Raw genomic sequence first — 12504 nt, 5'->3', positions numbered from 1 at the left:
ATACATGTACAATACCCTTTATTTAGCGTACAATATTTTTTATGTGTTTTAATACGCTTCTAGATGTATACACTTCGATTGTTTTAAAGGAGAAAAAATGATGAAATCCGACATTAACAAAGAAACTCGAGCCAAAAAAGGACGTTCAAAGAAAAAGCGCCTACTTTGGTTCATTCTTATTCCCTTACTTATTGTAGCAATGGGAGCAGGAGGTTACTCCTTCCATATATACAGTAAAGCAAAATCCGTCTTAAGCAACGCCTATTCTGAACTCGGCCGAGGAGATAAATCCAGCAAACGTGAAAAAGCCGTTAAACCTATGACTGACAATATTTCTGTCCTTATTATGGGCGTTGATGAAAGTGATATTAGGGAAAAAGGTTATGGAAAAGCGACTCGTACGGATGCGTTATTACTTGCAACAATTAATAAAAACGATAAATCCGTTAAACTTGTCAGCATTCCACGTGATTCACGCGTCTACATTAAATCACGTGATAAATACGATAAAATTACACATGCGCATGTATTCGGTGGTGTAGATAGCACGATTGATACAGTAGAGACCTTTTTAGACGTTCCAGTTGACTACTATGTAAAATTTAACTTTAAATCCTTTATCAAAATCGTTGATTCCCTTGGTGGTATTACTGTCGATGTTCCGGTTGAGTTTACAGAACAAAATAGTAAAGACGAAGCAAATGCAATTCATCTAGAAAAAGGACGTCAACATTTAAATGGAGAAGAAGCACTTGCACTAGCTAGAACTCGTCATATTGATAGTGATTATATGCGTGGTCAACGACAACAACTTGTTTTAGAGGCTATTGCTGAAAAAGCCCTATCTCTCAATTCCATTAATAAAATCGGTGGTCTACTCGACGCTGTCGATAAAGACTTAAAAACAAATTTAACTTTTGACGATATGATGACCATTGCCAAAAATTCAATGGATTCCAATTTAAAAATGGACAAAATGCAAGTAGAAGGTACTGATAAATATATAGGTGGTATTTATTATTACGTTCCAAACGAAAAAAGTGTTAATGATATATCGACAACACTTCAAGAACATCTCGGTGTTACGAATAAAAATGAGCATAAAAAATTATAATAAAAAGGCTGCTAGATTTTTCTAAGCAGCCTTTTTATTATAATTTTCAACATATTTCTCGTACATATTGTGACAAAAAGAGACAATTATTACAGCAGTGTAACATTTTTTATAAAAACATTACACACATAGTGAAAATAATAGTATACTAGTACCTACATAATGTTATTTTCATCATTTTTATACAAAAAATGTAATACATATATTTATACAAATTTTTCTGGGGGGAAATAAATGAAGCTACGCAAAATACTGATCGGTTCCGCTACCGCTGGTGGCATATTACTTTGTGTTGGTGGATATCAATATGTATCTAAATTAAATAATCAACTAAATACAACTGCATTACCAAACACTACATTTGAAGGTATTTCTCTTGAGGGAAAAAATAAAGCAGATATTCAAGCCATTGTTAATCAAAAGGTGAATGAATTCAATCAAAAGTCTCTTAACTACGTATTCCAAAATGAAAAACAAAATTATACGTGGAAAGATTTAGGAGTAGATTATAAAGAGAAGGATATTGTCGACAATATCTTCAAAGAACAAGAAGGGAACGTAATGAATCGTTACAACATGCGTAAGCAAGCTGAAAACGGTGAATTAAAGCGTAACTATAAATTAAAACCACAATTAAATACAACAACTTATGAAACCTTTATAAAGGATAAATATAATGAAACATTAAAAAATCCTGTTAATGCAGAATTAAATGTTGAAGGCTCTACAGTAAATATTAGCCAAAGTCAAAATGGAGAAAAAATTGATAAAGGAAAGTTAACTGATCTAACGAAACAGGCCATTACTTCTGGCACATCAGACGTTACGTTACCAGTTACACTTTTAAAACCTGAGCGTTCTACAGAAGATATACAGAAAATGGGAATTAAAGAAGTGATTGCTGAATATTCAACTCCAATGGCTGGTCGTAATGGAAACCAATCCTATAACGTAAATAAGTCAGCTAATACTTTAAGTGGAGTTATTGTCGCACCTGATGAAACGTTTAGTTTTAATGGCCGCGTTGGCGTAACGGATGCTGCACATGGTTATAAGTCCGCAGCAGTATTTTCAGAAGGTAAAGTTATACAAAGTGCAGGTGGAGGTGTTTGCCAAGTTAGTAGTACTTTATATAGCGCCGCTTTAAGGGCAGATTTAGGAATTGTTTCTCGAAGCAATCATTCCATGCCCGTAAATTATTTACCACTTGGGCAAGATGCAGCAGTGGCAGATTATGGTCCGGATTTAAAATTTAAAAACAATACAGGCAATCATATTTATATTCAAGCATTTTCAAATGGAGGTAGTATTACTACTCGTATTTTCGGCACAAATACTGGTAAAAGTGTTGAAGTTTCTTCTCAAGTAATTAGTAGAGCTAATGACAAAATAACAGCGGTAACGTATAAAAAAGTAACACAAAACGGTGAAGTAATCTCAAATGGACAAATTTCAAAAAGCGTATATAAAAGCGCTCCAAAACAATGAGGTGCTAATAAACAGGAAAATTTCAAAAAACAAAAAAGGCGTGATCTACTCACGCCTTTTTCTTTTGCAATAATACTAAAAAGGTTGCAAGATGGTCTTTCGTTTCTTCTAACGACCACATACGATTCCCTTGCTTCGCAGCTAATACGCACGCCTCTTCCCAAGTATCCTTTTTCTTCATATATAATAATTCATCGCGTAATTTCAAAACAATCTCTTCATCTTCTTGCTCTATAAACTCTTCCATCACGCTTATTATTTCATCCTCATGAATACTTAACGTACAGTATGATTTAAGAAAGTATTGTAATGTCGTATACATATGTACTCCCCCTTCTTATTTGTCAGATGGATAAGAAGTAATAATCTTATATCCTAAATCTCCTGACTTATCTCTCGCTAAAACAGTAACAGTTTTTACTAACTTGTCTTTTACATTCATATTTTTCTTTATTACCGTTTTTCCAACGGGGAATGAATGAGTTGTATTTAATACGAGACGAGCCTCTTTAGAATTTTTTAACCAATCTTGAATTTCCTTATCATGTTGCTTCAAACTATCTTTTACAGCTTTCGTGGCTGTTTCCTTATCATAGTATGTACTTGCCGCTGATACTTTATCTGTCTTCAAACGACTCTTCAAATCCTCTTCTGATTTACCTACATGTCTTTCAATCGTATGACCATTTTTAGGTGGCCCTTCCATTTCATCTAAAATATTATCACTAATTTTTTCTACTGATGTCGATTGATTCCCTGTTTGTTTCTCTGTTTTTTGTTCTTTTCCTGCACATCCACTTAAGATCAGCATTAATGCCAGTAAACTACTGAAGAAAAGACTACTTATTCGTTTCATCATATCACCTCTTCCATGATTATTATCGTAACTCCACTAAAAGTCAATTTCACAAAGAAAAAACACATACATTTTTTAAATCCTTCAGCTATTTTGTTATATTTACCACTCTATTTTCATCAAACCACTGTTTTTCACCCACTTTAAAATATACCCCTATGATTTTATAATTATTTCCCGGATTAAAACACTATTTGAAACACTCCATAAATCCTTTAGTAACAGGATTTATGGAGTGTTTTTCGATAAATTAAAATATACCCCTTATTTTATATACCCAATACCTGTATAAGGTATATAAAAGTCGTTTTATCAACACTTTTCTACATTATGTAAATTCCCCCTTGCCTATACAATGGAAATATGGTGTAATGCAAAAAAAGATAAAGGATTTTAAAGAATGGCTGAAACAATTCAAAACTTCTTAACAGACTATTATTCAATCGCAATTCCACTTAGTATCTTAATCAACATCATCATCAGTCTTTTAGGTTTTATCCCTAGTATTTTTTTGACCGCTATTAACATACAGCTCTTTGGTGTAACAAACGGAACCATTATTTCGATCGCAGGTGAGGCATTAGGGGCTATTATCTCGTTTTATATTTATCGTATAGGCCTTCAAAAGTTCACTCACGATAAAGTAAATAAGTATCCAAAGGTAGAGCGTCTTCTTTACGTAGAAGGCAGAGAGGCATTTCTACTCGTCCTATCTTTTCGCTTTATCCCTTTCATTCCGTCCAGTATCGTTACTTTATTTGCAGCTCTAGGCAAAATGTCATTACTACCCTTCAGTATTGCCAGTACAATAGGTAAAATACCGGCTTTGTTAATCGAAGTATATTCTGCCTATCATGTCATGAATGGAACGAATGAAGCGAAGTGGATTGTAGCAATCGCGGGGTGTGTTGGATTGTTTTATTTGTGGAAAAAATGGAGAAAAAAATAAAGAAGGAGCCTATGCTCCTTCTTTATTTTTGAAGTATTTTATTAATAACTATCCTTTAAAGCCTTAGTTTACACCAACAGCACTAAATGATTGCTTCACTGCATTTACTTCTGCAGAGCTAGCACCATATAAATCCGCTGCAGCTTGTACTGCACCAGCACGAGCTTGACTAAATGTAGTAGATTGCGTGAAATACTGTGTATTTGCACGGTAGTAAATCGCACCTAATTTATCTTTACCGATACCAGTTACAGTTACACCAGAATGCGTACCACCATTTGCTAATAAATACGCTTGTTTGTTAATAATACCGCTATTTGTATGAACACCACCGTTATCACTTGAACCAGTGTAACGCTTAGAATAGTGGTCTGGGTCACCATATTTCGCTGGATCACTCATAGAACGAAGTGCATCTCCCGCTTTACCAGGTGTATAAATATCTTCACCAATCTCCCAATCCGGGTTACGGTTATCATAGAATTCTACTAAAGTACCAAAGATATCAGAAATTGCTTCATTTAGCGCTCCTGATTCATTTTGATAAATTAAATCTGAACTGTTCTCCGTAACAGCATGTGTTAATTCGTGACCAATTACATCAATACCGCCAGATAATGAAGTAAATGTTACACCATCACCATCTCCGTATACCATTTGAGAGCCATTCCAGAACGCGTTATTATACTTACTTCCGTAATGAACTGTTGATTTTAATGGTGCTCCTGCATCATTAATAGAGTTTCTGTTAAATGTAGCTTTATAATAATCATATGTTTTACCTGCATAGTAATGAGCATCTACTGCTGCTGCATCATATGCCGCATTGAAAGCATTATCTGCATCTGCCCATAATGTTCCTGGTAACGTCGAACGATTTTTCGCATCATATGTAAAAATCGTTGCTCCACGTGTATTATCCTGTAAATAGTAAGACGATCCAGATAACGTTGTATTAAGCGATTTTGTATCTCCTAATACACCTTTACCAGTTCCCACCTTATTCGTTCCTGTTACAGGTTTTACAACCGCTTTCGCATCCTGTTTAGGAGCATCTTGTTTAACTGGTGACTTATCATCATTTGTTACATGATCAATTTTATTATATTTATTTAATACTTTACCGCTTTCTGCTTCAATGAAATAATAATAGTTTCCTGGATTTGGCTCTAAGAAGTTTAAATTCACAACGTATGCATATGTCGTTTCTTCACCATTTTGATATACATATAAGTCCGCTTTTGGTTCCACCTCATATTTAGGTGTTACTCCTAAATCTTGTTGCGCGATTTCAATTGCTTTTGCGCCTTCAATCTTATTTTTATTTTTCAACTTTTCCTTCTTGTCTAAATCAGGCGCAACTGTTCCAGACAATACCTTTAAAGAGCCATCTTTACTTACGTGAGCTACTTGAGTAGATCCCCATACAGGTACTCCCTCGTAAACTTGTTGCATACGTACTACTGTTGAATCAGTCACAGCGTCTTTTTTCACTTGTTTCACTTTGAAAGAATCTTGCGCACTCTTTTCCCCTAACTTATAATCACCTTTTGCCGCGTTTAAGTAATCAAACACAACAGATTCCGCTTTCTTACCAGTTGCTCCAGTTAGATCACCAGAAATAAACTCAGGTGACTGTACCGTCTCATTGTACTTTTTCGTAGAGAGCACATTTTTAGAATCCGCAAACGCAGAGCCTGTCCCTCCGAACGTAGTAACTGCCATTCCTGTCGCTAACACTAACGCTAAACTCTTTCTTTTCATATAACCTTCCCCCTAATAAAAAATTTTTGAAAAGAGTAGTTTCATATTAGCATTATGTTTCCACTATTAATATACTAAAAATTCAATTAATTTCTTTCTCAAGTGTTGTAGAATTTTGAGGAACAAATATTGAAAAACCCCTTTCCATTTGGAAAGGGGTTTTTTTATAAATTAATTTGTTCAACTGTTTTAGCTTGTTGACCAACGATATCAGGTTTACTACTATACTGATGTATTCCTCCAGCAACTGTAAGAGTCACTATAAACGCCAATACTCCAAATACCACCTTTTTCATTTTCACTCCTCCTCCTTATTATCATTCATCAAATCAATAACTAACCTATAATATCGATTACTTTCCTCAAATCTCGATAAACTAGCGAAATGTTCTGCGAGTTCAACGTATACTTTCTTTAATTCTATTTTATTTCCCGCAGATTTATACAAAGGAATAGCCTCATTTTCCAAAAATACTTTATAATCTTTTGCTTCTTCAAAATGTTTATATCTAAGAATTAAAAGCAAATATAACTTTGCATTAAATCTCTCTTCTTGTTTTGCTGCAACAATTCCCTTATCAATCCATTCCTTTGCCTCTTCTAATTCCTCTAATTTAATGCATACTAATGCCAGTTCATATATTGTATCTAGATAGTTTAAATCTACTTGTTTTTGAAGTTGCAGACTATCCAAATAATATTTCTTCGCCTGCTGATATTTGCTTTTTTTATAATATATGCTTCCCATATTGCTTAAAGTAATAGCTAAAAGTACATCCTTATCCGCAAAAGAGGTGGCCTCCCTCAATATACTCTCATACATTTTTAAAGCCTCTTCATACTGACCTTTTTCTGTGTAACTTACCGCAATAAGTATCTGGCAATTAATTATATTTCTAAACTTATATTCACTGCGAAATCCTTCTAATGCTATATTCACAAAATGAATTGCAAGGTGATGAATATCTAAATGAGTATATGCAAGCGCTATATTATAGTACATACCCGTTTCATGATACCCTTGTTCCTTGGCCATTACTTCTGTTTTTAATAAGTAATCTAGTCCATCCTTCCATCTATACTGCAAACAGCACAACAACCCTCTACTGTACGTATATAATAACTTCTGAAATGGAGAATACTTTTTGTAGACTTTCTTTAATCTTTCTAATTCTTCTTCAAGTGCAGATATATCCCTTTTCATAATTAAATAACGTGTATACAGCAGTTTATAATAATTTATAATTTCAAAATCCAAAACATGCTTTATTTCACCTTGCAACTCTTGGTATATGCGTTCTACTTGTTGCTTGTCCAAATGAACTAGTGCATTCAGCCATTCATCCAACTTCACCTTCACATCTTCTTCTACATCTCTCAAATCCGTCACAGCAATTTCTAGTCTTGTGCAGAGCAATTGTAGAATTTCTTCCGATGCTTCAATCTTTCCATTTTCGATCTTACTTAAGTATGAGACAGAACAAATGCCCTGACATAATTCTTCTTGTGTCATTTTTTGCTGTAGCCGTTTATAAAAAACTTGCTTGCCTATTTTTTCTAATGTTTGTTGCATTGTCCTCCTCCATTCTCATTACCCCCATTACTCTAATAATACATAAAATCCAGAGAAATATAAATTGATAAATGTAAATTTTCTAAAAAATATGCATTATTTCATTTTTTTCTCTCTTGACTTCAATCCCTATTACTTCTTTGCTACGCAAGGGGAAAAATTGGTATACTATAACCAAATTACGGAGGTGTTTTCGCAATGAATCATTATAAAGACGATAGTTACGCCTTACATACAGATTTATATCAAATCAACATGGCTTATACATATTGGAAAGATGGTATTCATAATCGCCGTTCTGTTTTTGATTTATACTTTCGAAAGCTTCCATTTGAAAATGGCTATGCTGTTTTTGCAGGTCTTGAGAAAATTGTAGAGTACATAGAAAATTTCAGTTTTACCGAAAGTGACATCGCTTATTTAGCAGAGCTGCAATTTGAAGAAGACTTCCTTCATTATTTACAAAACATGAAATTTACTGGAACGATTCGTAGTATGCAAGAAGGTGAAGTTGTTTTTAATAACGAGCCTTTATTACGGGTTGATGCACCACTCGGTGAGGCACAAATAATTGAAACCGCCCTCTTAAATATTGTAAATTACCAAACATTAATTGCTACAAAAGCTGCACGTATGAAGCACGCTGCAAATAATGATGAGCTTTTAGAGTTCGGTACAAGACGCGCTCATGAGTTTGATGCTGCCCTTTGGGGAACACGCGCTGCCTTTATTGGTGGTTTTTCATCTACAAGTAACGTTCGTGCAGGGAAACGCTTTGGCATCCCTGTAGCTGGCACACATGCCCATTCTTTCGTTCAAGCATATCGCGATGAATATGTTGCATTTAAAAAATATGCTGAAACACATAAAAAATGTGTATTTCTTGTCGATACATACGACACATTAAAATCTGGTGTTCCAAATGCGATTCGTGTTGCAAAAGAGTTCGGGGATCGTATCGATTTTTATGGCATTCGCCTTGATAGCGGTGATATGGCATATTTATCAAAGGAAGCCAGAAAACAACTTGACGCAGCTGGATTTACAAAAACAAAAATTATCGCTTCTAGCGATTTAGATGAATATACGATTATGCACTTGAAATCTCAAGGGGCAAAAATTGATGTATGGGGTGTTGGTACAAAACTGATTACATCCTTTGAGCAGCCAGCATTAGGGGCTGTTTATAAACTAGTCGCTATTGAAGATACTGACGGAAAATTAAATGATACGATTAAGATTTCATCTAATCCTGAAAAAATTACAACCCCAGGACTTAAAAGAATTTATCGTATTATCAACCGTGTTAACGATCATGCAGAGGGCGATTATATTGCCTTAGAGTCAGAAGAACCCGGAAAAGAAGAACGTTTAAAAATGTTTCATCCAGTTCATACCTATATAAGTAAATTCGTAACAAACTTTGAAGCACGCGAACTGCATCAAGATATTTTCATTAACGGTAAAAGAGCGTATGAATTACCTAATATATTAGATATCCAAAAGTATAACGAACGCAGCCTCTCACTATTCTGGGAAGAGTATATGCGAACTTTAAACCCTGAAGAGTACCCTGTCGATTTAAGCCAAGAATGTTGGGATCATAAAATGAATTATATTCAAACTGTTCGAGAACAAGTTGAAAAAAACATACAAAGATAAAGTGAAACTTTAATCAGTGGGGTTTTGTCCCTTCCCCACTTCTCCATTTTTCAATACTATATGGATATTTGTAAAAAATATATTAAAATAATAAGAAGAATATTATATTTTTGTAAATTTATATATTAAATTATTTAAAAACAAAATAATATTTGATATTATTTTCTTGAGTCAATTTCAACAAAATAACCAATAAAAAAGAGGACGCAGGTTGCGTCCTCTTTTTTATAAATCTTTTACTCGTAGTACACGCATTGCATTTAATACTGCAAGTAGCGTAACACCAACATCTGAGAAGACCGCTTCCCACATTGTTGCAATACCAAAGGCACCAAGTAACAAAACTAGCCCTTTTATACCTAATGCAAATATAATATTTTGCCATACAATACTACGTGTACGTTTTGCAATTTTTACAGCTGTCGCGATTTTTGAAGGTTCATCAGTCATAATGACGATGTCAGCAGCTTCAATTGCTGCATCTGATCCTAAACCGCCCATCGCAATACCAACGTCCGCTCTCGCTAATACTGGCGTATCGTTAATACCATCACCGACGAATGCAATCTTTTCTTTACCGTGTTTTGCTGCATCAATTTTTTCGATTTCTTCTACTTTTTGGTGTGGTAATAATTCGGCATGCACTTCATCTAAACCTAATTCTTTACCAACAGCTTCACCAACTGATTTCGCATCACCAGTTAACATGACTGTCTTCTTAATACCTAGTTCTTTTAACTTTTGGATTGCTTGTTTTGAATCCTCTTTTACCTCATCAGAGATCACAATATAACCGGCATATTTACCATCTACAGCAACATGAACTAGTGTACCTACTGTATTTGGTTGCTTAAATGTAATGTTTTCTTTTCTCATTAATTTAGCATTACCTGCGAAAATTTCTTTTCCCTGTACCTTTACAACCGTACCATGACCTGAAATTTCACTATAGTCTTCAATACTATTTTCATCGATTGATTTTCCATATGCATTTCGAATAGATTGTGCAATCGGATGATTTGAATATACTTCTGCAAATGCTGCATATTCTAATAACTCTTCAGCTGTAGTACCTTCACTAGGCTCCATCTTCGTAACTTTAAAGACACCTTTTGTTAATGTTCCTGTTTTATCAAAAACGATATATTTCACATCATTCAATGCTTCTAAATAGTTACTTCCTTTTACTAAAATACCACTTTTAGATGCCCCACCAATACCTCCAAAGAACCCAAGAGGAATCGATACAACGAGTGCACATGGACAAGAGATTACTAAGAACACTAAAGCTCTATAAATCCAATCAGAGAACGTAGCACCCTCTAAAATAAGTGGTGGAATAAATGCCATAATCGCCGCTGTAATAACTACGACTGGCGTATAATAACGCGCAAACTTCGTAATAAAGTTTTCTGTTGGCGCTTTTTTGCTACTTGCATTTTGTACTAAATCTAAGATTTTTGATACAGTCGATTCACCAAATTCTTTTGTAACTTCAATTGTTAATACACCATTTTGGTTTACAAAACCACTTAATACGTCATTACCAACTTCTACTTCACGCGGTACAGATTCACCTGTTAACGCTGAAGTATCCATCATTGATGTTCCCTCAACTACTTTCCCGTCTAACGGTACTTTTTCACCCGGTTTCACGATAATATACTCACCAATTTGCACATCTTCTGGTGATACTTGTTTCGTTTCATTTCCAACTTTCACATTTGCATAATCAGGACGAATATCCATTAATGAAGTAATTGATTTTCGAGAGCGATTTACAGCAATACTTTGGAACAATTCCCCTACTTGGTAGAATAACATTACTGCAACTGCTTCTGGATATTGTTGAATCGCGAAAGCTCCTAAAGTTGCAATTGCCATTAAAAAGTTTTCATCGAATACTTGGCCGCGAGTGATGTTTCTTACCGCTCTCCAAACAATATCTCCACCTATTAATAAATAAGCAAGAACGAATAATGGAATTGTTATCATTTGCGGTAATCCGGCTAATGCAGCAATTCCTGTCAAAATTCCACCGACTACTAATCTTCCTATCATTTTTTTCACATTTCCATCACCATGATCATGGCCGTGGTCGTGTCCTTTTTCCTCTTCACGAACAACTTTTACATCTGGCTCTAACTTTTGAACGACATTTTTTATATCTTGCACAGTCGACTCAAGTTCTCTTTTATTCGCAACTTCTACTCTTAATTTTTTTGATACGAAATCAACAGTCGCTTCTGAAACTGTTGGCATTTCCTTTACCTTATTTTCAATCTTCATTGCACAGTTCGCACAGTCTAAACCTTCTAATATAAATACTTCTTTCGCCACTTTTGTTTTTTTCTCTTCTTGCACCTTAATATGCGGCTCTAATTTTGTAACGAGCTGCTTCGCTTCCGTAACAACTTGATTTTCTTTATTTTGTGGTGTTTCTAAAAGCATCGTCTTAGTTGCAAAGTTTACAGAACAAGACGTTACTCCCTCTATATTCCCAACACCCTTTTCAATTTTCATTGCACAATTCGCACAATCTAACCCTTCTAGCATAAGTTTCTTTTTCACTAATGCTTCTGCCATCGTTCTCCCTCCTCGCGTTTTTATTCTTCCTCGTTTACGTGTTCAAACGCTTGCTCGAAGATATGAATTACGTGTTGATCAGCTAATGAATAATAAACTACCTTTCCTTCTTTACGGTTCTTTACAAGCTTTGCTTGCTTTAATACACGAAGCTGATGTGAGATTGAAGATTGCGTCATCCCTAATAAATAAGCTAAATCACAAACACACATTTCAGCTTCAAATAATGCATGTAATATTCTCGTACGTGTACGGTCACCTAATACTTTAAATAATTCTGCTACTTTGCTTAAACTTTCATCAGTCGGAATTGTTTGTTTTACTTGATCCACGATTTCCTCGTGAATTATCGTTTGAGAACATGCTTCCTGTTGCGTTTCTACTTTATTTTCAGCCATCACAGCTCACCTCTTTATTTGAACATATGAACAACTATTCATATATCTTATACTTTTATTATATGAGCGTCCATTCATATGTGTCAATGAATTCTCATACATTTTTTCGAACAT

At 34.7% G+C, this 12504-nt stretch carries 11 protein-coding genes; 4 read left to right on the top strand and 7 right to left on the bottom strand.

Annotation, left to right across the window (positions count from 1 at the left end):
- Positions 1 to 97: 97 nt before the first annotated feature.
- Positions 98 to 1114, top strand: coding sequence for an LCP family glycopolymer transferase (locus BAU23_RS27660; RefSeq protein ID WP_002074446.1), 1017 nt, complete (start codon positions 98 to 100; stop codon positions 1112 to 1114).
- Positions 1115 to 1348: 234 nt separating this feature from the next.
- Positions 1349 to 2602: a VanW family protein gene (locus BAU23_RS27655; protein ID WP_071735634.1), complete on the top strand. Its 1254-nt coding sequence runs from the start codon at positions 1349 to 1351 to the stop codon at positions 2600 to 2602.
- A gap of 49 nt (positions 2603 to 2651) precedes the next feature.
- Here the strand turns inward: BAU23_RS27655 and BAU23_RS27650 are convergent, their stop codons facing one another.
- Complete coding sequence (locus tag BAU23_RS27650) at positions 2652 to 2924, bottom strand: hypothetical protein (RefSeq protein WP_000288792.1); 273 nt, start codon at positions 2922 to 2924, stop codon at positions 2652 to 2654.
- Between the two features lie 15 nt (positions 2925 to 2939).
- Positions 2940 to 3458 (bottom strand): RNase A-like domain-containing lipoprotein, encoded by a 519-nt coding sequence (locus BAU23_RS27645; protein ID WP_071735632.1) that lies wholly within the window; start codon positions 3456 to 3458, stop codon positions 2940 to 2942.
- Between the two features lie 400 nt (positions 3459 to 3858).
- Between BAU23_RS27645 and BAU23_RS27640 the strand changes: the two genes are divergently transcribed.
- A complete protein-coding gene (locus BAU23_RS27640) occupies positions 3859 to 4407 on the top strand; it encodes a TVP38/TMEM64 family protein (RefSeq protein ID WP_000852190.1) in 549 nt (182 codons plus the stop codon).
- 63 nt (positions 4408 to 4470) lie between these two features.
- Here BAU23_RS27640 and BAU23_RS27635 read toward each other — a convergent pair whose 3' ends face one another.
- From BAU23_RS27635 to BAU23_RS27630, 3 genes are all read right to left on the bottom strand, one after another.
- Complete coding sequence (locus BAU23_RS27635; RefSeq protein WP_000824157.1) at positions 4471 to 6171, bottom strand: M4 family metallopeptidase; 1701 nt, start codon at positions 6169 to 6171, stop codon at positions 4471 to 4473.
- A 164-nt stretch (positions 6172 to 6335) separates the two neighbouring features.
- Positions 6336 to 6467, bottom strand: a complete 132-nt coding sequence (nprX, locus tag BAU23_RS30070) for a quorum-signaling peptide NprX (protein WP_000758169.1) — start codon at positions 6465 to 6467, stop codon at positions 6336 to 6338.
- Positions 6468 to 6469: 2 nt separating this feature from the next.
- Positions 6470 to 7744, bottom strand: coding sequence for a tetratricopeptide repeat protein (locus tag BAU23_RS27630; RefSeq protein WP_001187967.1), 1275 nt, complete (start codon positions 7742 to 7744; stop codon positions 6470 to 6472).
- 198 nt (positions 7745 to 7942) lie between these two features.
- Between BAU23_RS27630 and BAU23_RS27625 the strand changes: the two genes are divergently transcribed.
- Positions 7943 to 9406 (top strand): nicotinate phosphoribosyltransferase, encoded by a 1464-nt coding sequence (locus BAU23_RS27625; protein ID WP_001017141.1) that lies wholly within the window; start codon positions 7943 to 7945, stop codon positions 9404 to 9406.
- Positions 9407 to 9631: 225 nt separating this feature from the next.
- On the opposite strand, the gene BAU23_RS27620 is transcribed toward BAU23_RS27625, so the two are convergent.
- Together BAU23_RS27620 and BAU23_RS27615 are read right to left on the bottom strand one after the other, a co-directional pair.
- Complete coding sequence (locus BAU23_RS27620) at positions 9632 to 11992, bottom strand: heavy metal translocating P-type ATPase (protein ID WP_071735630.1); 2361 nt, start codon at positions 11990 to 11992, stop codon at positions 9632 to 9634.
- Positions 11993 to 12012: 20 nt separating this feature from the next.
- On the bottom strand, positions 12013 to 12390 hold the full coding sequence (locus BAU23_RS27615; protein WP_000829683.1) for an ArsR/SmtB family transcription factor: 378 nt from the start codon (positions 12388 to 12390) through the stop codon (positions 12013 to 12015).
- Positions 12391 to 12504: the final 114 nt, after the last annotated feature.

The sequence above is a fragment of the Bacillus nitratireducens genome (assembly GCF_001884135.1).
GTDB lineage: Bacteria > Bacillota > Bacilli > Bacillales > Bacillaceae_G > Bacillus_A > Bacillus_A nitratireducens.
The sequence above is the reverse complement of the archived record's forward strand: the minus strand, read 5'-3'. Positions and strand labels throughout refer to the sequence as shown.

What these genes read in the sequence shown, in the direction of transcription:
- BAU23_RS27650 (WP_000288792.1), bottom strand. Translation starts at nt 2,924, where the DNA reads ATGTATACGACATTACAATACTTTCTTAAATCATACTGTACGTTAAGT.
- BAU23_RS27625 (WP_001017141.1), top strand. Translation starts at nt 7,943, where the DNA reads ATGAATCATTATAAAGACGATAGTTACGCCTTACATACAGATTTATAT.
- nprX (WP_000758169.1), bottom strand. Translation starts at nt 6,467, where the DNA reads ATGAAAAAGGTGGTATTTGGAGTATTGGCGTTTATAGTGACTCTTACA.
- BAU23_RS27620 (WP_071735630.1), bottom strand. Translation starts at nt 11,992, where the DNA reads ATGGCAGAAGCATTAGTGAAAAAGAAACTTATGCTAGAAGGGTTAGAT.
- BAU23_RS27630 (WP_001187967.1), bottom strand. Translation starts at nt 7,744, where the DNA reads ATGCAACAAACATTAGAAAAAATAGGCAAGCAAGTTTTTTATAAACGG.
- BAU23_RS27640 (WP_000852190.1), top strand. Translation starts at nt 3,859, where the DNA reads ATGGCTGAAACAATTCAAAACTTCTTAACAGACTATTATTCAATCGCA.
- BAU23_RS27655 (WP_071735634.1), top strand. Translation starts at nt 1,349, where the DNA reads ATGAAGCTACGCAAAATACTGATCGGTTCCGCTACCGCTGGTGGCATA.
- BAU23_RS27645 (WP_071735632.1), bottom strand. Translation starts at nt 3,458, where the DNA reads ATGAAACGAATAAGTAGTCTTTTCTTCAGTAGTTTACTGGCATTAATG.
- BAU23_RS27635 (WP_000824157.1), bottom strand. Translation starts at nt 6,171, where the DNA reads ATGAAAAGAAAGAGTTTAGCGTTAGTGTTAGCGACAGGAATGGCAGTT.
- BAU23_RS27660 (WP_002074446.1), top strand. Translation starts at nt 98, where the DNA reads ATGATGAAATCCGACATTAACAAAGAAACTCGAGCCAAAAAAGGACGT.
- BAU23_RS27615 (WP_000829683.1), bottom strand. Translation starts at nt 12,390, where the DNA reads ATGGCTGAAAATAAAGTAGAAACGCAACAGGAAGCATGTTCTCAAACG.